Source organism: Chelatococcus sambhunathii (assembly GCF_001418005.1).
In the GTDB taxonomy this organism is placed as follows: Bacteria; Pseudomonadota; Alphaproteobacteria; order Rhizobiales; family Beijerinckiaceae; genus Chelatococcus_A; species Chelatococcus_A sambhunathii.
In genome coordinates this window covers 179216-199552 of record NZ_LIOL01000001.1, presented here as the reverse complement: position 1 = coordinate 199552, position 20337 = coordinate 179216, and the positions used below count along the sequence as shown (strand labels likewise).

The window sequence follows — 20337 nt, the reverse complement described above, 5'->3', positions numbered from 1 at the left end:
CACAGCTCAGCCACGCGCCGCGTCCCGAACATAGGCAAGCACCGCCACGCGAACGGCGGAGGACAGGTTCCGTCCGCCGCGCTCCTCGTCGATGGCGGCGACCGCCTGGGCGACGGACATGCCGCGCGCCGCAGCCATCTCCCTGAGCGCTGCCCAGAACGGCTCTTCCAGCGACACGCTCGTGCTGTGCCCGGCGATCACCAGCGAGCGCTTGACGATGCCGGCGCGGCCGGGGGGCGTCATGCGTCTTCGTCCGGTGTCGTCAGCCGGTGGCCCTCGTGCGCTCGCGCCAACCTCTCCTGCTCACGCTCGGTCTTGAGACGCTCGGCCTTCGGCCGGCCAAAGCGGACGCGATTGGCGTCGGCCTCAGCCTCCTTCCGGCTGCGGGACTTCGCCTTGCGGGCCATGCGCAGGTTCACGATGTCGGCCATGACGCCCTCCTTATCGCGGGCCGAGCATGCCCGACGGGTCGACCCAGCGGTCGAAGTCCTCGGCGCGGACGAGGCCGGAGGCCAGCGCCTCCTCGCGCAGCGTCGTTCCGTTCCTGTGGGCTGCCTTGGCGATCTTCGCCGCGTTGTCATAGCCGATATGCGGTGCGAGCGCCGTGACAAGCATCAGCGAGCGGCCCATGAGCTCGCCGATGCGCGCCTCGTTGGCGGTGATGCCGGCGACGCAATTGTCGGCAAAGCTCGTCGCCGCGTCGCCCAGGAGGCGGATCGACTGCAGCAGGGCATGGGCGATCACCGGCTTGAAGACATTGAGCTCGAAATGTCCCTGGCTCGCCGCAAAGGCGACGGTGGTGTTGTTGCCCAGCACCTGGGCGCAGACCATGGTCATGGCCTCGGCCTGGGTGGGGTTGACCTTGCCGGGCATGATCGAGGAACCAGGCTCGTTCTCGGGCAGCGACAGCTCGCCGAGGCCCGAGCGCGGCCCCGATCCGAGCAGGCGGATGTCGTTGGCGATCTTGAACAGGGCGGTCGCGGTGCTGGCCAGGGCGCCGTGGGCGAAAACGGCGGCCTCATGGCCGGCGAGGGCGGCGAACTTGTTCGGTGCCGAGGTGAAGGCGAGCCCCGTGTGCTCGGCGACGCGGGCCGCGAACCGCATGGCGAAGTCGCGATGGGCATTGAGCCCGGTGCCGACGGCGGTGCCGCCCTGGGCCAGGGAGAGGAGGCCCGGCTCCGCTGCGCGGATCTGATCCATGGCGAGCGCGATCTGCGCCGCATAGCCGGAGAATTCCTGACCGAGCGTCACCGGCGTCGCATCCTGCAGGTGGGTGCGGCCGATCTTGATGATGTCCGCGAAGGCGCGGGCCTTGGCGTCGATGACGCCGCCGAGATGGGCGAGGGACGGCAGCAGATGGCGTTCGATCTCGGTCGCCGCTGCGATGTGGAGCGCCGTCGGAAAGGTGTCGTTCGACGACTGGCCGAGGTTGACATGGTCGTTGGGGTGGACCGGGCTCTTGCCGCCGCGGCCGGCGCCGAGGATCTCATTGGCGCGACCGGCGATGACCTCGTTGACGTTCATGTTGGTCTGGGTGCCCGAGCCGGTCTGCCAGACGACGAGGGGAAACTCCTCGTCGTGCCGCCCCTCGAGGATCTCGTCGGCGGCGGCGGCGATGGCTTGCGCGAGGCGCGGCTCCAGAAGGCCCAATTCGCCGTTGGTTTCCGCAGCAACGCGCTTGATGAGGGCGAGGGCATGGATGAGCGGCAGCGGCATGCGCTCGTCGCCGATACGGAAATTCTGGATCGACCGCTGGGTCTGGGCGCCCCAGTACCGGGCGGCCGGAACGGTGATGGGACCGAAGCTGTCCTCCTCCTGCCGAACGGCGCTCTCCGCTTTGGAAAACGTGCCGGATGCGATCTTGCCGGATGAGTCGGACATGGCAGTCGCCTTTCACGTCAAAGGGCGAACAGGCGCAGTTCGCGTGGCAGCGGCCGGAGGTACCGTGCAGCGGGAGCGGCCCGGCCCATCAGGTCTTCTTGCGGAAGGCGTCGAGGCTAACCACCTGGGCGCCCTTGCCGTCCGCGTTGTCCTGGGGCTCGCGCTCCGCGACCGGTGTCTCGGCGGCGGTCGCCTTTTCCCCCGCCTTGGGCGCCTCTGCGGCCGGAGTCTCGATCCTCTCCGCGGAGGGCATCACCTCGGCCGGCTCGGGGGCGTCTCGCACCTCTGCGGCAGCCGGTGTCGGTCCCCCGCCTTCGGCCTCGCCGGTCTCGCCATCCTGGCCAAACTTGAGGCCGAACTGGACCGAGGGGTCGTAGAAGCCGACCACGGCCTCGAAGGGGATCATCAGCCGCTCGGGCACGCCCTGGAACGACAGGCCGACCTCGAAGGCCTGGTCCGTGACGGCAAGATCCCAGAACTGGTGCTGCAGCACGATTGTCATCTCGTGCGGATAGCGCTCGCGCTGGCGGCTCGACAGCCGTACGCCGGGATGATCGGTGCGGAAGGAGATGTAGAAATAGTGGTCGCCGGGCAGGCCGTCGCGCACGGCATCGGCCAGCAGCTTGCGCACAACGCCCCTGAGCGCCTCCTGGACGAGCAGGTCGTAGCGGATGAGATCCTTCGCCATGTGTTCCGGAGCGATGCCTTCTGAGCCGGCGATTGACAAGGAAGTGGAGGCTTCTGTTGCCAGGTGCCTCCGAACCCCGCCTGCCGGGGCTAACCGTCAGGACTTTGGATCGGTAACCTAAGCTGCGTTACGCAGCCGCGGCGACCGGAGCATAGTTGTCGTTGGCAACTATAAGTTCGGCCCGATAACGGCGGAACCATGCCGAGCGAAAGCGCACCCTTTACACCCTCGTCGATCCTATTTCGCCCCCGCCGAAACGCGAGGCCCGCTCGCGTTTGGGTGGAGGCGCCGGGTACCGCCCCCGGGTCCGATGGGTTTATTGCGATGGCCGTTTATCGCCATAGCCGCCTTGCGACGGCATCCAGAATATAGGGGCCTTCTCGGCCCGATGGAAGGCCTTGAGCGCCATTCTCGCGCAGTTGCCGACAGGCAAGGGAGGGCCGGCGACATGCCATCCGAACGGCAGCTTGCCACGCCCTCCCGACAGGGCTGTAGCCCTGCAGCCTGCGAGAGCGCGCGTGAGAAGATATGTTGTCGCTATTTATTTTATGAGTAAATTTCAGTTATTAAAGTTATATTTGTTGACATGAGAGATGTGTGAAGCATTATTTGGGTGCTTTTTTGGCATTATGTGTGTATAATTAAACAACAATAACCATACAATTTTGTTCTGACCAGGTCGTTGTCGTGGCGGCCATTCGTGTATTGCGGCGCCACGGCTTCATTGTGAAAGTCGGTTGCCTCCGGGCGCAGGCGGATGAACGTCTGCGCTCGTCCTTTCGTGGCCCGCAACCCGCCTTCGCCGGCGCCGGAGGCATTCACCGGCGCCGCTGCCGATGCTATGCCTCGACGGGACGGAATCACGTGAGGCGACGATGCGCGCTTATCTCGACCTGCTGCGCCGCGTGCTCGACGAGGGCGCGCGCAAGAGCGACCGGACCGGGACGGGCACCTTGTCCGTCTTCGGCCACCAGATGCGCTTCGACCTTGCCGAGGGCTTTCCGCTCGTCACGACCAAGAAGCTTCATCTGCGTTCCATCGTCCACGAGCTGCTGTGGTTCCTGAAGGGCGACACCAACGTGCGCTATCTCCAGGAGAACAAGGTCAGCATCTGGGATGAATGGGCGGACGAGAACGGCAATCTCGGCCCGGTCTACGGCAAGCAGTGGCGCGCGTGGGAAGGTGCCGACGGGCGCACGGTGGACCAGATCGCCTGGGTGGTGGACGAAATCCGCCGCAACCCCGATTCGCGGCGCCTTGTCGTGTCCGCGTGGAATCCGGCGGAGATCGACAGGATGGCGCTGGCGCCCTGCCACTGCCTGTTCCAGTTCCATGTCGCCGACGGGCGCCTGTCCTGCCAGCTCTACCAGCGCTCGGCGGACGTCTTCCTCGGCGTGCCCTTCAACATCGCGAGCTATGCCCTGCTGACGCAGATGATGGCGCAGGTCACGGGTCTCGTGCCCGGCGACTTCGTCCATTCCTTCGGCGATGCGCATCTCTACCTCAATCACCTCGACCAGGCGCGCGAGCAGCTTGCACGCGCGCCGCGGCCGCTGCCGCGCCTCGTGCTCAACCCGGCGGTGCGCTCGATCTTCGACTTCACCTTCGAGGACATTGTCATCGAGGACTATGATCCCCATCCCGCCATCAGGGCGCCCGTCGCCGTTTGAGGGCTCCCGCCCCGGAAGGCTCACCGAAGAAGACCCGCGATGTCCCTCGTCATCCGTCCTGCACAACCGGCCGATCTCGGCCTCATCGCGGCGCTCGTGCGCGAGCTTGCTGACTACGAGAAGCTGGCCCACGAGGTCGAAGCGACCGAGGGCGATCTCGGCGCGGCGCTCTTCGGTGCCAATCCGCGCGTCTTCTGCGACATCGCCGAGTGGCGGGGCGAGCCGGCGGGCTTTGCCCTGTGGTTCTACAATTTCTCCACCTTTCTCGGCCGGCACGGCCTCTATCTCGAGGACCTCTTCGTGCGTCCGGCCTTCCGTGGCGAGGGCATCGGCAGGGCTCTCCTTTCCCATCTCGCCCGGCGCTGCGTCGATGAGGGGCTCGGGCGGCTCGAGTGGTGGGTGCTCGACTGGAACGAGCCCGCGATCGGCTTCTACAAGCGCCAGGGCGCACGCATGATGGATGAATGGACCGTCTGCCGCGTCACGGGCGAAGCGCTGGCGAAACTGGCGGAGCAGGCGCCGTGAGCGGGGGTGGCGCACCCGTTGCGCTCGCCATCATCGTTGCGGCCGCGGATAACGACGTCATCGGCCGGGACAACCAGCTGCTCTGGCGGCTGCGCACGGACATGCGGCGCTTCCGCAGCCTGACGATGGGCCATCCCGTGCTGATGGGGCGCAAGACCTTCGAATCGATCGGCAAGCCGCTCGCCGGCCGCGAGACGATCGTGCTGACGCGCGGGGGCGGCGAACTGCCACCGGACATCGTGCGGGCATCGAGCCTTGACGAGGCACTGGCGCTCGGGCGGGAGGCGGCGCGCCGCCTCGGTGTCGGGCGGTTGATGGTCGCCGGGGGCGCGCAGGTCTACGCCGAGTGCCTGCCGCTTGCGGACGAGATCCTGCTCACCCGCGTCCATGCCGCTCCCGCCGGCGATGCCGTGTTCCCGGCGATCAACCCGGAAATCTTCGCGGAGGCGAGCCGCGAGGCGCACCCGGCCGGCGCCGAGGACGAGCACGCGTTCACCTTCATCAACTACAAGCGCAAACGTGAACGGTCGCCGGGGGCACCAACCGTCGAAAACCGTTGACGTTCAGCGCTTCATTCCCCACTTCCGACCTTGACAGGCCGGGGATGGACAACCCATCAACGCTGGCGGATCGTTGCAACGCTGCGGCTGCGGCCGCCCGGAAACAGGTGAGGAACGTCTCAGCATGCCTTGGAGCAACCAGAGCGGCGGACCGTGGGGCCAGAAGCCCGGCGGCCCGTGGGGTACAGGACCGCAGGGCGGGGGAGGCAACACGCCTCCGGACCTCGAGGAATTGCTCCGGCGCAGCCAGGACCGTCTGAAGACCATGCTGCCCGGCGGCGGCATGGGCGGGCGAGGGGTCGCCTTCATCGTGCTCGGCGCCGTGCTGCTCTGGCTCGCGACGGGCTTCTATACCGTGCGGCCCAACGAGGTCGGCCTCAACCTCATCTTCGGCAAATATGTCGGCAAGACGAACGAGGGCCTGCGCTACAACCTGCCGTATCCGATCGGCACCGTGGTGAAGCCCGAGGTCACGACGGTCAACACCATCGAGGTGGGCATGCGCACCGGCGACACGACGCGCCGTGTCGCGGCCGCTCGCGAGGTGCCGGAAGAAAGCCTGATGCTGACGGGCGACGAGAACATCGTCGACATCAACTTCGCCGTTCAGTGGCAGATCGATCCGGCCAGGCCCGAGGACTATGTCTTCAACCTGCAGAATCCCGATGCTGCCATCAAGGCCGTGGCCGAGAGCGCCATGCGCGAGGTCGTGGGACGGCGCAACATCCAGACCGTGCTGACGACCGACCGTGTCGCCATCGAAGGCGAGGTGCGTCAGCTCATGCAGGAGACGCTGGACAGCTATGGAGCGGGCGTGCAGGTCCGCCTCGTGCAGTTGCAGAAGGTCGACCCGCCGCAGCAGGTCATCGACGCCTTCCGCGACGTGCAAGCGGCTCGGCAGGACCAGGACCGCATGCGCAACGAAGCCGAGACCTACGCAAGCCGCATCGTACCGGAAGCCCGCGGCCAGGCAGCTCAGATCCTGCAATCGGCCGAGGCCTATCGCGAACGAGTCGTCGCCGAGGCCCAGGGTGCGGCATCCCGATTCACGCAGGTCTACGAGACCTATCGCACCGCGCCCGAGCTGACGCGCGAGCGCATCTTCCTCGAAACCATGGAGCGTGTGCTCGGCGGCATGGACAAGGTGATCATCGACCAGAAGGGGGGCGGGCAAGGCGTGCTGCCGTACCTGCCGTTGAACGAGCTCATGCGGCCACAGCCGCAACAGCCGCAGCAGTCGCGCGGCAACCTGCAGCAGGGAGCGGCCCGATGAACGGCAACGTCTGGAAAATGGGCGGCCTCATCCTTGTTGCGGCGGCGCTTATCCTTGTCTACGCCTCGACCTTCATCGTCTATCAGACGCAGTCCGCCCTGGTGCTGCGCTTCGGCGGCGTGCGCAAGGTCGTCATGGAGCCGGGGCTCTACTTCAAGGTGCCGTTGGTCGAGAACGTCGTCTATGTCGACAAGCGCGTGCTCGATCTCGACCTGTCCGAGCAGGAGGTCATCGCCGCCGATCAGAAGCGTCTCGTCGTCGATGCCTTCACGCGCTACCGCATCACCGATCCGGTGCGCTTCTACCAGACGGTGAACAATGTCGCCGGCGCCAACCTGAGGCTCGGCAACATCGTCAATTCCACGGCCCGCGCCGTGCTGGCAGATGCAACCTTTACCGACATCGTGCGCGAACAGCGCGCCAGGCTGATGCGCGAGATCCGCGACGACGTGAACAAGCAGGCTCAGGGCTTCGGCATCACTGTCGTCGATGTGCGGCTGCGCCGTGTCGACCTGCCGCAGGCCAACAGCCAGGCGGTCTTCCAGCGCATGCAGACGGAACGTCAGCGCGAGGCAGCCGACATCCGCGCCAACGGATCCCAGATCGCCCAGAGCATTCGGGCGCGTGCCGATCGCGACGTGACGGTGATCAAGGCCGATGCCGACCGGAGGGCGCAGGAACTGCGCGGTGAGGGCGACGCCGAGAGCAATCGTGTGTTCGCTGAGGCCTACGGGCGCGACCCGGATTTCTTCGCGTTCTACCGCTCCATGCAGGCCTACGAGACGAGCCTGCAGGCTTCGGACACGCGGCTCGTCCTGGCGCCGGAGACGGACTTCTTCCGCTATTTCGGCAACGCCTTCGGGCGCAACTCGGCTCCGGCCGGAGGTGACCGGCCGCCCGCGCCGCAGCAGCAACCTGCGCCGGGGCCGCAGTCGAGCCTGGCGACGCCCTGACGGCGCGAGCGAGGGGGGCGCTGGCGTATGACGGATTTTCTCGCGGCGCTCGGCCTCGTGCTGGCCATTGAAGGGCTCATCTTCGCGGCCTTTCCGACCGCGGCCAAACGGGCGCTGGCGGAGGCGTCCGAGGCGCCCGTGGAGCGCATGCGGCTCGTCGGCGTTGTCTCGGCGGTCGTGGGTGTCGTCATCATCTGGTACGTGCGCTGGGGCGGCGCCTGAGGCGGGGCCGCCCGATGCGGCCGTCCGTTTCGGCACCCTGCTCTGCGCGGGGCGCCTTGCGGCAGCAGGCACGATCACGCACAGTTGCGTGTGCGAGCCGCCGTTCCGCCGCATTTGAAGAATGAAACCTCGGTAGACCGGAAGGTTCCGCGGTGCGGGCCGCTGCCGGGGCAACCAGCGACACGGGGGCGCGGGTCTGCGCCCCAGGGAACGAGGATCACAATGACATTTCTTCCGCCCATTCCACGCGCTATCGGCGGCTCGGGGCTGAGGCGCGCGTTCTCGGCCCTTGCGGTGGCGGCCGTCATGGCCGTCCAGCTCCCTACCGCTGCCTTGGCGCGCGGGCCGGAATCATTGGCCGATGTCGCCCAGGAGGTCATCGATGCCGTGGTGAACATCTCGGCCTCGACCACAGTGGAGGCGCGCGGCCCCTCGTTCCCGCAATTGCCGCCCGGCACGCCGTTCGAGGACCTGTTCGAGGAATTCTTCAACCGCCGCGGACAGGGCGACAACGCGCCGCGCCAGCAGCGCCGCTCCAATTCGCTCGGCTCGGGTTTCGTCATTGATGCCGACGGCATCATCGTCACCAACAACCACGTCATCGGCGAAGCCAACGATATCACGGTCGTCTTCACCGACGGCAGCAAGCTCAAGGCCGAGATCGTCGGCAAGGATTCGAAGCTCGACCTCGCCGTGCTCAGGGTGAAGCCGGATCGGCCGCTCAAGGCCGTCCGCTTCGGCGATTCCGAGGCGCTGCGAATCGGCGACTGGGTGCTCGCCATCGGCAACCCCTTCGGCCTCGGCGGCTCGGTGTCGGCGGGTATCGTCTCGGCCAACAAGCGCGACATCGATTCGTCAGCCTTCGGCAATTACATCCAGACCGATGCCGCCATCAATAAGGGCAATTCGGGCGGTCCGCTGTTCAACATGAACGGCGAGGTCATCGGCATCAACACCGCCATCCTGTCGCCCACGGGCGGCTCGGTCGGCATCGGCTTCGCCGTGCCGTCCTCGCTCGCCGAGCCGACGATCCGCCAGCTCATCGACTTCGGCGAGACGCGCCGCGGCTGGCTCGGCGTGCGCATCCAGAACGTCGACGATGCCACCGCCGAGGCGCTCGGCCTCGACAAGGCGCGCGGCGCGCTCGTTGCCGGTGTCGACGACAAGGGCCCCTCCAAGGCCGGCGGCATCGAAGTCGGCGATGTCATCGTCTCCTTCGACGGCAAGCCGGTGGCGCAATCGCGCGACCTGCCGCTGATGGTGGCGCAGACGCCCGTCGGCAAGGAGGTTGAGGTCGTCATCATCCGCAAGGGCAAGGAAGAGAGGAAGCGCATCGCCCTCGGCCGCCTCGAGGAGGCGACGGACGATGCGACGCCCGGCCAGAGCGGTCAGAGCGACAAGCCGGCGGTCAGCCAGGCGCTCGGCCTCGAAATGTCGGCGCTCAATGGCATGCTGCGCCAGCGCTACAACATCAAGGACGACATCAAGGGCGTCGTCGTCACCAGTGTCGATCCCAATTCGGCCGCAGCCGACAAGCGCATTCAGGCTGGCGATGTCATTGTCGAGGTTAATCAGGAGCCGGTAGCGAGCCCGCAGGACGTGACCAAGCGCATCGACGCCGTGAAGAAGGAGGGCAAGAAGTCCGTGCTTCTGCTCGTCTCTTCCGCCCAGGGCGAAGTGCGTTTCGTGGCCCTCAGCCTGCAGTGAACCGTCTCGCACGGCGTGAGGAAGGGCGGCCCCCGGGCCGCCCTTTCTGTTTGCCGGCGGGCTCAGGTCATGAATTCAGCGCGGCGATAGCCCTGGACGTAGAGCAGGGCGCTCAGGTCACCATAGTCGATGCGGGCATGGGCAGCCGCGGCCACTGCCGGCTTGGCATGGTAGGCGACGCCGAGGCCCGCTTCGGCGAGCATGGCGAGATCGTTGGCGCCGTCGCCGACCGCCAGCGTCTCGCTGCCGGCGAGGTTGAAGCGCGCGCGCAGCTCGTGCAGCGTCGACAGCTTGGCCTCGCGCCCGAGAATGGGCTCCTCCACCCGCCCGGTGAAGGTGCCGTTCTCCGTGACGAGGAGGTTCGAACGGTGCTCGTGAAAGCCGATGCGGGCGGCGATGGGGCCTGTGAACAGGGTGAAGCCGCCGGACACGAGGCAGGTATAGGCTCCCTTCGCGCGCATGGTGCGCACGAGTTCGGTGCCGCCCGGCGTCAGGGTGATGCGCTCGGCGATGATGCGGTCGACCACCGAGACCGGCAGGCCGCCGAGGAGGGCGACGCGCTCGCGCAGCGCGGGCTCGAAGGGCAACTCGCCGCGCATGGCGCGCTCGGTGATGGCCGCGACCTCCGCCTTCAGTCCGACGAGATCCGCGAGCTCGTCGATGCACTCCTGCCCGATCATGGTCGAGTCCATGTCGGCGAGGAACAGGCGCTTGCGCCGGCCAGCGAGGGGCTGCACGACGATGTCGACGGGTGCATCGCTCAGCGTCGCGCGCAGTCTTTCGCGGGCAGACACGCCTTCGCGGGGCGTGAAGTTGATGTCGGCCGCCACGCCTTCGTCCAGCCAGGCCGGCGCCGAGGCCGTCTCGAGACTTCTGGCCGCCGCCGCGACCAGATCTTGGCTGAGGACGGGCGTGGCCGGATTGGTTATGAGAGTAGCGACGTGGGTCAAGGTCTCAGTCATTGCCGGAGAAGATCGTGACGGAAAGGATGCGAGCCGTCCTCATCGCAGGGCCGACGGCTTCCGGCAAGTCCGCATTGGCGCTCGCGCTCGCGCAGGAGCATGGCGGCATCGTCGTCAATGCCGATTCCATGCAGGTCTACGGCGACCTGCGCACCATCACCGCGCGGCCGTCTGCGACCGAGGAGGCAATGGTGCCGCACCGGCTCTACGGACACGTGGACGGGGCGGTGAACTATTCCGTCGGGCGCTACCTCGCCGATGCCGCAACGGTGCTCGCCGAGGCGGAGGCGAAGGGCAGGCTGCCCATCTTCGTTGGCGGCACGGGCCTCTATTTCAAGGCGCTCTGCGAGGGGCTGTCGGAGATCCCGCCGGTGCCGGACGAGGTGCGGGCGGCCGTGCGCGCCGCCGCCGACGGCCGGGGGACACCGCTGCTTTATGCCGATCTTGCCGCGCGCGATCCCATCACGGCGGCCCGGCTCAACCCGACTGACCGGCTGCGCATCCTGCGCGCCATGGAGGTCTTCGCGGCGACCGGCCAGCCGATCGCGAGCTTTCACGGCCGGCGCAGCCGGCCGCTTCTCGCCGGCTGGCGCCTCCACAAATGCTTCCTCGCGCCGGAACGGGCGGCGCTCTTCGCCCGCATCGATGGCCGCTTCACGGCGATGATGGAGGCGGGCGCACTCGAGGAGGTGAGGGCGCTCGCGGCGCGGGGGCTCGATCCCGCGCTGCCGGTGATGCGGGCCCATGGCGTGCCCTGGCTCATCCGCCATATCCGCGGGGAGATCGACCTTGCGGAAGCGATCGAGAAGGCGCAGGCCGACACGCGCCATTATGCCAAGCGGCAGTTCACCTGGGTGCGCCATCAGCTGCCGGATTTCTCGTGGCTCGCCCCGGAGGCCGCGCATGGCGCGATCGGCGAGGCCCTGCAGGCGGAATCCCGAGACGGGCAGGCGCGATCTTCCGCTTGACCACCCGGCGGGGCTCGGCTAGCGTGCCCGCCACAGACGTGGAAGGAACGTGCGGCTTATGCGCGCAATTCTTATTGTAACGGGGGCGCCATCGACGGAGCGGAGATGATCCGCAGGTCCGGCTGGTGGCGCATGCAGGGTCCTTCGGGGCCCTTTTTTGTTGCCCCGGTCCGACCCGTCCGGCCACGCCGACGAGGAAACGGAGAAGACGATGAGCGAGACGATGACCGGCGCCGAGATGGTGGTTCGCGCGCTGCAGGACCAGGGAGTCGAACACATCTTCGGCTATCCCGGCGGCGCCGTGCTGCCGATCTATGACGCGTTGTTCCACCAGGACAAGGTCAAGCACGTGCTTGTGCGGCACGAGCAGGGCGCCGTGCATGCGGCCGAGGGCTATGCGCGCTCCTCCGGCAAGGTCGGCGTCGTGCTGGTGACGTCGGGCCCGGGCGCGACCAATGCGGTCACCGGCCTCACCGATGCGCTGATGGATTCGATCCCGATCGTCTGCCTCACCGGGCAGGTGCCGACGCATCTCATTGGTTCGGACGCCTTTCAGGAGGCGGACACCGTCGGCATCACGCGCCACTGCACGAAGCACAATTATCTCGTCAAGCGCATCGAGGACCTGCCGCGCATCATGCATGAGGCCTTCTACGTCGCGGCGAACGGCCGGCCCGGTCCGGTCGTCATCGACCTGCCGAAGGACATCCAGTTCGCGAGCGGCACCTATGCGCGCCCGGCCAGCAACCAGCACAAGACCTATCGCCCGCAGGTGCAGGGCGACATGGAGAAGATCAAGGCTGCGATCGCGCTGATGGCCTCAGCCAAGCGGCCCGTGTTCTATACCGGCGGCGGCGTCGTTAACGCCGGACCGCAAGCTGCGGCACTGCTGCGTGAACTCGTGCGCCTGACGGGCTTTCCCGTCACCTCGACGCTAATGGGCCTCGGCGCCTATCCGGCTTCCGACCCGCAGTTCCTGGGCATGCTCGGGATGCACGGCACCTACGAGGCCAATCTCGCGATGCACGGCTGCGACGTGATGATCAACATCGGCGCGCGTTTCGACGACCGCATCACGGGCCGGCTCGATGCCTTCTCGCCGCACTCGCGCAAGATCCACGTCGATATCGACCCATCGTCGATCAACAAGAACGTCAAGGTTGACATCGGCATCGTCGGCGACTGCGCCCACGTGCTCGAGGACATGGTGCGCCTGTGGCGCTCCACGGCGCCGCAGGTGGACAAGGTGGCGCTCAAAGGCTGGTGGGACAACATCGCCGGCTGGCGGGGTCGCAAATGCCTCGCCTATCGCAAGTCGAGCGACGTGATCAAGCCTCAGTACGCCATCGAGCGGCTGTACGAATTGACGAAGGACCGGGAGGTCTACGTCACCACGGAGGTCGGTCAGCACCAGATGTGGGCCGCCCAGTTCTTCAAGTTCGAGGAACCGAACCGGTGGATGACCTCCGGCGGTCTCGGGACCATGGGCTACGGCCTGCCGGCAGCCATCGGGGCGCAGCTCGCGCATCCGAATGCGCTCGTCGTCGACATCGCAGGCGAAGCCTCCATCCTCATGAACATGCAGGAAATGTCGACCGCCCTGCAGTACCGCCTGCCGGTCAAGGTCTTCATCCTTAACAATGAATACATGGGGATGGTGCGCCAGTGGCAGGAATTGCTGCACGGCGGGCGCTATTCGGAGAGCTACTCGCATTCGCTGCCGGATTTCGTGAAGCTGGCCGAGGCCTATGGTGGCGTCGGCATCCGTTGCGACAAGCCGGACGTACTCGACGATGCCATCCGCGAGATGATCGACACGCCCCGACCCGTGATCTTCGACTGCGTGGTCGACAAGGCGGAGAACTGTTTCCCGATGATCCCCTCGGGCAAGGCGCACAACGAGATGATCCTGGGCGACGCGGCCGAGGACATTGGTTCGGTCATCGACGCCAAGGGCAAGATGCTGGTGTGAGGCTGGGCACCGCACCCTTCCCCGCAGGGGGAGGGTGCGCCGCGTGCGCGTCAACCGTGATCGTTTGCGTCACATGCCTTGATTGGACCGGCGCCGGTTGCCGCGGCAGTCTCGGCGCCCCACAGTCGAAACCGGACGAAGGCCCATGAAGCTCGTCATCGCCAACAAGTGCTATTCCTCCTGGTCGCTGCGCCCGTGGCTCGTCATGCGCCACTTCGGCATTTTCTTCGAGGAGGTGAAGGTGCCCTTCGGCCCGACCTTTGACGATCCGGCGTGGAAGGCGGAGATCGCCCGCTATACGCCGGCCGGCAAGGTGCCGGCGCTTGTCGACGGCGACATCGTCGTCTGGGAATCGCTTGCCATCATCGACTATCTCGCTGACATGCATCCCGACCTGCCCATCTGGCCGCGCGAGCGGGCGGCACGGGCCATGGCGCGGTCGCTGGCCGCCGAAATGCATGCCGGTTTCTCAGCGCTGCGCTCGGCCTGCCCGATGAATCTCGGCAAGAAGTATGCTGCCATGGACCTCGGCCCGCAGGTCGCGCGCGACGTGGCACGCGCCGCCTTCGCCTGGCGGGAGGCCCGGGAACGCTTCGGCGCCGAGGGCCCCTTCCTGTTCGGCGCCTTCACGGCAGCCGATGCAATGTATGCGCCGGTCGTCACCCGCCTCGAGACCTATTCCTTCCCCGTCGATGCGGCGACACGCGCCTACATGGACGCGGTGCTCGACCTGCCGGCCTTCCGCGCATGGCGCGAAGATGCGCTGGCCGAGCCCTGGATCGTCGCCGAGGACGAGGTGGACGCCGAGCCCATCGCGAATTATCGCAAGAGTGCGTGAGGACAATCATGCAGCATGTTCAGCCCCCCTTTGCAGGTCCGCCGATGAAGTCTCACTATTCAGATGCTCCCGCTGCCGAGCCCATCGCGCGCCATACGCTCGCGGTGATCGTCGACAACGAGCCGGGCGTGCTGGCGCGCATCGCCGGCCTGTTCTCCGGCCGGGGCTACAACATCGAGAGCCTCACGGTTTCCGAGACCGAGCACGAGAAGCATCTGTCGCGCATCACCATCGTGACGACGGGCACGGCGCACGTTATCGAGCAGATCAAGGCTCAGCTCTCGCGCCTCGTGCCCGTGCACCGGGTGGACGACCTGACGGTCAACGGCGACGCCATCGAGCGCGAGCTGGTGCTCGTGAAGGTAGTGGGCAAGGGCGAAGCTCGCGTGGAGGCGATGCGTCTTGCTCAGGCCTTCGGCGCCCGCACGGTCGATGCGACGCTCTCGTCCTTCATCTTCGAGCTGACGGGGACCAGCGACGAGACCGAGCGTTTCATCAGTCTCATGACGGCCTGCGGGCTGACGGAAGTGGCCCGCACCGGCATCGCGGCCATCGGCCGCGGCGCGGAGTCGATGTGAGACAGGTGCGGCGCGCAGGCTGTGGGAGCTTCAGCCGTCGGGTATGGGCGCGGCCGACATTGGCGGCCGTGCTTGCTGCCGGCTTTTTCACCCTGCCGGCCGCCGCTGGCGAGGCAGGAGGCTTTTGGGGGGAGCAGCGGCGTGGCGCCAATTTCTTCAACAAGGTCGAGACGCGCGCCCGCCTCGATGCTGCAAAGAACTTCGGCGTCGATTTCGTGCGCCTGACCTTCGACAAGTGGCGGGGCGAACGGCGCGACTTCCTCGCCGGCAGTCTCGATGTCTATGCGGGGCTCGTGCCGGCCGATCTGGCGCGGCTCGGGCGGGTTCTCGATGCGGCTGCCGCTGCGGGCGTCAAGGTGGTGCTGACGCCGCTCGGGCTACCGGGCGCCCGCTGGGTGCAACTCAACGGCCGCCGCCACGACGGCCGACTCTGGCGCGACAAGGTCTATTGGGATCAGGCCGCAGCGTACTGGCACGACATAGCGACGGCCTTCAAGGGCCATCCCGCCCTTGTGGCCTATAACATCGTCAACGAGCCGGTGCCGGAGAATGGCTACCGGCTTCCCGAGGGTGACATTGCCGAACGTGACCGCTGGTGCGCGGCAGCGAAGGGCACGGCGCGCGACCTCGATGCCTTCTATCGTCACATGGTTGCGGCCATCCGCGTCGTCGATGCTACGATACCCATCGTCCTCGACACCGGGTCCTATGGCCAGCCGGCGGCAGTGCGCTGCCTGACGCCGATCGCAGACGACAATCTCATCTACGCGGTGCATCTCTACGCGCCTTACGATTTCACCAGCCACGAGAACCGGGGACGCTTCACCTATCCTGGCGTGGTGCGGGCCCATGGTCGGGCGGAATACTGGGACAGGGAGAGGCTCGCGAAGCACCTGTCGCCCTTCCTGGAGTGGGCCGAGGCGAAGGACGTGCCGCGCTCGCGCCTGATGGTCGGCGAATTCGGCTGCGTACGCTGGAACAAGGGCTGCGACGCCTATCTTGCCGATGTCGTCTCGCTCGTCGAGGAGGCGGGCCTGCACTGGGCCTTCTACTCCTTTCGTGAGGATGCCTGGGACGGCTACGATTATGAGCTCGGGACCGGGAGCCCGAAGGCCTCCGTCGGCGCCGCGCTGCAGCGACGCGAACAGCCGCGCGGAGCCGAGCGCCGTGAGGCGCTCATGGGGATCCTGCGCAGGGTGCTCGCCGGGCGTTCGTGAACGTCAGCCGGAAAAGCCGCCGTTTGCAAGAAAGGCGGCCTCCTCTTCCGTCGTGGCACGGCCGAGGATGGGGTTGCGATGCGGAAAGCGGCCGAAGCGGGCGATGATGTCACGGTGCTCGACGGCATGGGGCAGGCCCTTCTCGTCGCCCGCCGCCTCGTACAGGGCAACGCAGCGCTCCTGGTCGACGAGGTTCTCCGAATGCATGAACGGCAGGTAGAAGAAGCCCTTCAGTTCCGATGGCACTTTCTGGTCGAAACCCTTGGTCAGCGCCCGGTCGGCGATGGTGCGGGCCAGCGCGTCCGTGGCGAAGGCGCGCGGCGTGCCGCGGAAGAGGTTGCGGGGAAACTGGTCGAGCAGGATGAGCAGGGCGAGGACGCCTTCCGGCGTCTCCTCCCACCGGTTCAGCGCACCGGCGGCCGCTGCCTCGTGGATGGCGAGAAAGCGCGTGCGGATTTCCTCGTCGAAGGCCTCGTCGCGCGTGAACCAGCGCTCGTAGCCGGCCTCGCGCCAGAAGGCGATGACCTCATCGGCATTCGCTGCAACCATGGTGCAACCTCCCTGTCGGATTGTTCCATATTACGGATCGTTAGGACGAATGTCGGAACTCTCTTGGTCCCCCGTGCCGGATTTTACTTGACCCACAGCGCTTCTCGGGCTTTACCGCCGTCACAGAAACGTTCCACGACACGACCCGCGCCGCGCAGGATGGTCGGGGTCAGCGTGCCATCATAACCACCTTGCCAAGGAAAGGGCCCATCATGCGTGTGTATTACGATCGCGACGCCGATCTCAATCTGATCAAGGGCAAGAAGGTGGCCGTCGTCGGCTATGGCAGCCAGGGCCACGCCCATGCGCTCAACCTGCGCGACAGCGGCGTCAAGGACGTGGCGGTCGCCCTGCGCAAGGGCTCGGGTTCGGCGAAGAAGGCCGAGGCCGAGGGCTTCAAGGTGATGGAGGTGGCCGAGGCCGCCAGGTGGGCCGACGTCATCATGATGCTGACGCCGGACGAGCTGCAGGCCGACATCTACCGCGAGCACCTCGCCGACAACATGAAGAACGGCGCCGCGCTGCTCTTCGCGCACGGCCTCAACGTGCACTTCAACCTCATCGAGCCGCGCGCTGACCTCGACGTGCTCATGGTGGCGCCCAAGGGCCCCGGCCATACCGTGCGCTCGGAATACCAGCGCGGCGGCGGCGTGCCTTCGCTCATCGCCATCCATCAGGACGCCTCTGGCAATGCCCACGATCTCGGCCTCTCCTACGCCAGCGCCATTGGCGGTGGCCGCGCCGGCATCATCGAGACGACCTTCAAGGAAGAGTGCGAGACCGACCTCTTCGGCGAGCAGGTGGTGCTGTGCGGTGGCCTTGTCGAGCTCATCCGCGCCGGCTTCGAGACGCTGGTCGAAGCGGGCTACGCTCCCGAGATGGCCTATTTCGAGTGCCTGCACGAAGTGAAGTTGATCGTCGACCTCATCTACGAGGGCGGTATCGCCAACATGAACTACTCGATCTCCAACACGGCCGAGTACGGCGAGTACGTCACCGGCCCGCGCATCATCACGGCGGAGACGAAGGCCGAGATGAAGCGCGTGCTCACCGACATCCAGTCCGGCAAGTTCACGCGCGACTGGATGCTCGAGAACAAGGTCAACCAGACCTCGTTCAAGGCGACCCGCGCGCGCGTCAATGCTCACCAGATCGAAGAAGTCGGCGAGAAGCTGCGCGCCATGATGCCTTGGATCAAGGCCAAGGCGCTGGTCGACAAGTCCAAGAACTGAGCATCCCGGCCGCCACCGTCGTGGCCGGGCTCATCCCGGCCATCCAAACCTTTCAGCCTGGCGCTGCCAGGCATCCGTGGATACCCCGGGAACAAGCCCCGGCATGACGGTGAAGGGAATTCGTCCACAAAACTGCGCGAGCTGGTTCTGCTTGCGCTCCCCATCAGAGCCCCGGTGCACCGTGCCGGGGCCTTTCTACAGCAGCCTGTGAAAGGCGAAGGCACCGGGGGCAAGCAGGACGAAGGCCCAGACCATGGCGGAGGAGACGTTCGCCATCTGGAAGAGGAACCGGGGCATCGCAAAGATGCCGGCGATGAGGGGGACGACAGCCCGCAGCGGCCCGAAGAAGCGGCCGATGAAGATGCCCCAGGGTCCCCAGCGCATGAAGAAGCGATGGCCGCGCTCCACCATCTGCGGGTGGCGTGACAGGGGCCATACGCGCGTCGCCGCATCCTTGAAATGGAAGCCGATGAGGTAGGACACCCAGTCGCCGAGGCTTGCGCCTGCGGCGGCCGCGAGCCAGATCGGCCAGAATTCGAGGCCGCTGACGCCGATGAGGGCGCCGATGCCGACGAGAATGCCCCAGGCGGGCACCAGCAGCGAAATGAAGGCAAAGGATTCCGCGAAGGCGAGCCCGAACACGATGGCCGGGGCCCACTCGCCATGGTCACGGACGAAGGCCACGGTGCCGGAAACGAAATTGTCAAAGGTCATCAGGGGCCCGGGTGGAAGGAACGGCTCCATATGTCGGGAGGCAACGGGATAGTGCAAGTGGCAGAGGGCAGGCGCCGTCACGGAGCCGCGGCGGTTGCGTCGCAGGCCGTATCGGTTAACGTTTCCTGCTTCGAACGAAGACAAGGAATCGAGGACGCGCGATGACAGGACGGGCATGCACGCTCCGGCACAGGTGAAGGAGGCGGACAGCCCGGCGGTGCGGCTGTCGCAGGTGGCGATCACCTTCGCGCTCAAGGGCGGCGGCACCTACCAGGCTGTACGCGACATCGATCTTACCGTCGGTGCCAGCGAGTTCGTTGCCATCGTCGGGCCGACGGGCTGCGGCAAGTCGACCCTGCTCAACGCGGCGGCCGGGCTGCTCAAGCCCTCGGCGGGCGGGGCGGACATCTTCGGCGAGCGATTGTCGGGGCTCAATGCCCGTGCCGGCTATCTCTTCCAGCAGGACGCGCTGATGCCCTGGAAGACAGCCATCGACAACGTCGCCGTGGCGCTGGAGCCGAAGGGTGTGCCGCGGGCCGAGGCGCTGGCGAGGGGCCGGGAATGGCTCGGCCGTGTCGGCCTGGCCGCCTTTGCCGACCGCTATCCGCACATGCTGTCCGGCGGCCAGCGCAAGCGTGTCGCGCTGGCACAGATGCTGATCCGCAACCCGCAGATCCTGCTGATGGACGAGCCTTTCGGGCCGCTCGACGCACAGACCCGTCAGATCATGGGCAACCTGCTGCTCGACCTGTGGGCGCAGGATCGAAAGGCCGTGATGTTCGTCACGCACGATCTCGAGGAGGCTATCGCGCTGGCGGACCGGGTGGTGGTGATGTCGGCGGGACCCGCGGCCCGCATCGTCGGCGACTATCCCGTCTCCCTGCCGCGGCCGCGCGATATCGCGGAGATCCGCCTGGATCCTGCCTTCCACGCCATCCACAAGGCCATCTGGGCGACCCTGCGTGTCGAGGTTCAAAAGGCCTACGCGCAGGGTGAAGGGGCGAACGCATGAGACGCACGACGCTTCTTGCCATGCAGGTGGGCGTCGGGCTTGCCTTCCTCCTCGTCTGGCATCTCCTCACCGCCGTGCCGGTGAGCGGCGGCAAGCCGCTGTTCGATCCCTTCTTCTTCTCGACGCCGCTCGATGTCCTCGCCCGCACGTGGAAGGATCTCGTCTCGGGCGAATTGTGGTATCATCTCGGTATCACCCTGACCGAGACGGTGCTCGCCTTCACCTTCGGCGCCATCGGCGGCATCGCCTTCGGCTTCCTCTTCGCGCGGCGCGAGATTCTCGCCAGTGTGTTCGACCCCTACATCAAGGCGGCGAACGCCCTGCCACGCGTGGTCCTGGCGCCGATTTTCGCCCTGTGGTTCGGCCTCGGCATCTGGTCGAAGGTGGCGCTCGGCTTCACGCTCGTCTTCTTCATCGTCTTCTTCAACGTGTATCAGGGTGTGCGCGAGGTGAGCCCCGTGGTGCTGGCCAATGCCCGCATGCTGGGCATGAACGAACGGCAGCTCCTGCGCCACGTCTACTGGCCGGCGGCGCTCACCTGGATGTTCTCCTCGCTGCACACCTCTGTCGGTTTTGCGCTCGTCGGAGCCGTCGTCGGCGAATATCTCGGTTCTTCGGCCGGGCTCGGCTACAAGATCCACGAGGCCGAGAGTGTCTTCGACGTCACCGGCGTGTTCTCGGGCATGCTGGTGCTCGCCGTCTTCGTCATCGTCATCGACACCTTCGTCACGGCCATCGAGAAACGGCTCACCGTCTGGCAGCCGGGCACCGGGGCGGCGACGGCGCAGGGGTGATTACGGGACAGAACAACAGGTG

Annotated in this window: 22 protein-coding genes and 1 other RNA gene; 15 read left to right on the top strand and 8 right to left on the bottom strand. The window is 66.7% G+C overall.

Annotated features, from left to right (window positions below):
• Window positions 1–6: 6 nt before the first annotated feature.
• The 5 genes from ASC46_RS01015 to ssrA form a co-directional block, all read right to left on the bottom strand.
• Entirely contained in the window at window positions 7–243 is a 237-nt protein-coding gene (locus ASC46_RS01015) for a ribbon-helix-helix domain-containing protein (protein WP_055457442.1), read from the bottom strand.
• Complete coding sequence (locus ASC46_RS01010; protein ID WP_055457441.1) at window positions 240–431, bottom strand: DUF4169 family protein; 192 nt, start codon at window positions 429–431, stop codon at window positions 240–242. The genes ASC46_RS01015 and ASC46_RS01010 overlap by 4 nt, the downstream gene beginning before the upstream one ends.
• Window positions 432–441: 10 nt before the next feature.
• Window positions 442–1881 (bottom strand): class II fumarate hydratase, encoded by a 1440-nt coding sequence (fumC, locus tag ASC46_RS01005; protein ID WP_055457440.1) that lies wholly within the window; start codon window positions 1879–1881, stop codon window positions 442–444.
• An 88-nt stretch (window positions 1882–1969) separates the two neighbouring features.
• Window positions 1970–2569, bottom strand: a complete 600-nt coding sequence (locus ASC46_RS01000; RefSeq protein ID WP_055457439.1) for an SspB family protein — start codon at window positions 2567–2569, stop codon at window positions 1970–1972.
• A gap of 42 nt (window positions 2570–2611) precedes the next feature.
• Window positions 2612–2967: a transfer-messenger RNA gene (gene ssrA, locus ASC46_RS20695) on the bottom strand.
• A gap of 477 nt (window positions 2968–3444) precedes the next feature.
• Between ssrA and ASC46_RS00995 the strand changes: the two genes are divergently transcribed.
• From ASC46_RS00995 to ASC46_RS00965, 7 genes are all read left to right on the top strand, one after another.
• Window positions 3445–4239 (top strand): thymidylate synthase, encoded by a 795-nt coding sequence (locus ASC46_RS00995; RefSeq protein WP_055457438.1) that lies wholly within the window; start codon window positions 3445–3447, stop codon window positions 4237–4239.
• A gap of 39 nt (window positions 4240–4278) precedes the next feature.
• Entirely contained in the window at window positions 4279–4764 is a 486-nt protein-coding gene (locus ASC46_RS00990) for a GNAT family N-acetyltransferase (protein WP_055457437.1), read from the top strand.
• Entirely contained in the window at window positions 4761–5324 is a 564-nt protein-coding gene (locus tag ASC46_RS00985) for a dihydrofolate reductase (RefSeq protein WP_055457436.1), read from the top strand. The genes ASC46_RS00990 and ASC46_RS00985 overlap by 4 nt, the downstream gene beginning before the upstream one ends.
• Window positions 5325–5448: 124 nt before the next feature.
• The gene (gene hflK / locus ASC46_RS00980) at window positions 5449–6597 is read left to right on the top strand and encodes an FtsH protease activity modulator HflK (protein ID WP_055457435.1); all 1149 of its coding nucleotides are present in this window, start codon (window positions 5449–5451) and stop codon (window positions 6595–6597) included.
• The gene (gene hflC, locus ASC46_RS00975) at window positions 6594–7550 is read left to right on the top strand and encodes a protease modulator HflC (protein ID WP_055457434.1); all 957 of its coding nucleotides are present in this window, start codon (window positions 6594–6596) and stop codon (window positions 7548–7550) included. Before hflK ends, hflC begins: the two co-directional genes overlap by 4 nt.
• Window positions 7551–7577: 27 nt before the next feature.
• Window positions 7578–7772, top strand: coding sequence for a DUF2065 domain-containing protein (locus tag ASC46_RS00970; protein ID WP_055457433.1), 195 nt, complete (start codon window positions 7578–7580; stop codon window positions 7770–7772).
• Window positions 7773–7994: 222 nt separating this feature from the next.
• Window positions 7995–9479 carry a Do family serine endopeptidase gene (locus ASC46_RS00965; protein ID WP_055457432.1) on the top strand — a complete coding sequence of 495 codons (1485 nt, stop codon included), beginning with the start codon at window positions 7995–7997 and terminating at the stop codon, window positions 9477–9479.
• 62 nt (window positions 9480–9541) lie between these two features.
• On the opposite strand, the gene serB is transcribed toward ASC46_RS00965, so the two are convergent.
• Window positions 9542–10441, bottom strand: a complete 900-nt coding sequence (gene serB, locus ASC46_RS00960; RefSeq protein ID WP_210165956.1) for a phosphoserine phosphatase SerB — start codon at window positions 10439–10441, stop codon at window positions 9542–9544.
• Window positions 10442–10467: 26 nt separating this feature from the next.
• On the opposite strand from serB, the gene miaA reads away from it, so the two are divergent.
• From miaA to ASC46_RS00935, 5 genes are all read left to right on the top strand, one after another.
• Window positions 10468–11409: a tRNA (adenosine(37)-N6)-dimethylallyltransferase MiaA gene (gene miaA, locus ASC46_RS00955; protein WP_055457431.1), complete on the top strand. Its 942-nt coding sequence runs from the start codon at window positions 10468–10470 to the stop codon at window positions 11407–11409.
• A gap of 211 nt (window positions 11410–11620) precedes the next feature.
• Window positions 11621–13381: an acetolactate synthase 3 large subunit gene (locus ASC46_RS00950; protein WP_055457430.1), complete on the top strand. Its 1761-nt coding sequence runs from the start codon at window positions 11621–11623 to the stop codon at window positions 13379–13381.
• Window positions 13382–13526: 145 nt separating this feature from the next.
• On the top strand, window positions 13527–14219 hold the full coding sequence (locus tag ASC46_RS00945; protein ID WP_055457429.1) for a glutathione S-transferase family protein: 693 nt from the start codon (window positions 13527–13529) through the stop codon (window positions 14217–14219).
• A gap of 44 nt (window positions 14220–14263) precedes the next feature.
• Window positions 14264–14797 carry an acetolactate synthase small subunit gene (gene ilvN, locus ASC46_RS00940; RefSeq protein ID WP_019404412.1) on the top strand — a complete coding sequence of 178 codons (534 nt, stop codon included), beginning with the start codon at window positions 14264–14266 and terminating at the stop codon, window positions 14795–14797.
• Between the two features lie 68 nt (window positions 14798–14865).
• A complete protein-coding gene (locus ASC46_RS00935) occupies window positions 14866–16014 on the top strand; it encodes a glycoside hydrolase family 5 protein (protein WP_245280450.1) in 1149 nt (382 codons plus the stop codon).
• A 3-nt stretch (window positions 16015–16017) separates the two neighbouring features.
• On the opposite strand, the gene ASC46_RS00930 is transcribed toward ASC46_RS00935, so the two are convergent.
• Window positions 16018–16563 carry a DUF924 family protein gene (locus ASC46_RS00930; protein ID WP_055457427.1) on the bottom strand — a complete coding sequence of 182 codons (546 nt, stop codon included), beginning with the start codon at window positions 16561–16563 and terminating at the stop codon, window positions 16018–16020.
• Between the two features lie 212 nt (window positions 16564–16775).
• Between ASC46_RS00930 and ilvC the strand changes: the two genes are divergently transcribed.
• Entirely contained in the window at window positions 16776–17795 is a 1020-nt protein-coding gene (ilvC, locus tag ASC46_RS00925; protein WP_055457426.1) for a ketol-acid reductoisomerase, read from the top strand.
• Between the two features lie 195 nt (window positions 17796–17990).
• Here the strand turns inward: ilvC and ASC46_RS00920 are convergent, their stop codons facing one another.
• Entirely contained in the window at window positions 17991–18509 is a 519-nt protein-coding gene (locus ASC46_RS00920) for a DedA family protein (protein ID WP_055457425.1), read from the bottom strand.
• A 175-nt stretch (window positions 18510–18684) separates the two neighbouring features.
• Here ASC46_RS00920 and ASC46_RS00915 point away from each other — a divergent pair, with 175 nt between their 5' ends.
• Window positions 18685–19521 (top strand): ABC transporter ATP-binding protein, encoded by an 837-nt coding sequence (locus ASC46_RS00915; protein ID WP_055457424.1) that lies wholly within the window; start codon window positions 18685–18687, stop codon window positions 19519–19521.
• Complete coding sequence (locus tag ASC46_RS00910; protein WP_055457423.1) at window positions 19518–20315, top strand: ABC transporter permease; 798 nt, start codon at window positions 19518–19520, stop codon at window positions 20313–20315. Before ASC46_RS00915 ends, ASC46_RS00910 begins: the two co-directional genes overlap by 4 nt.
• The last annotated feature ends 22 nt before the right edge of the window (window positions 20316–20337 follow it).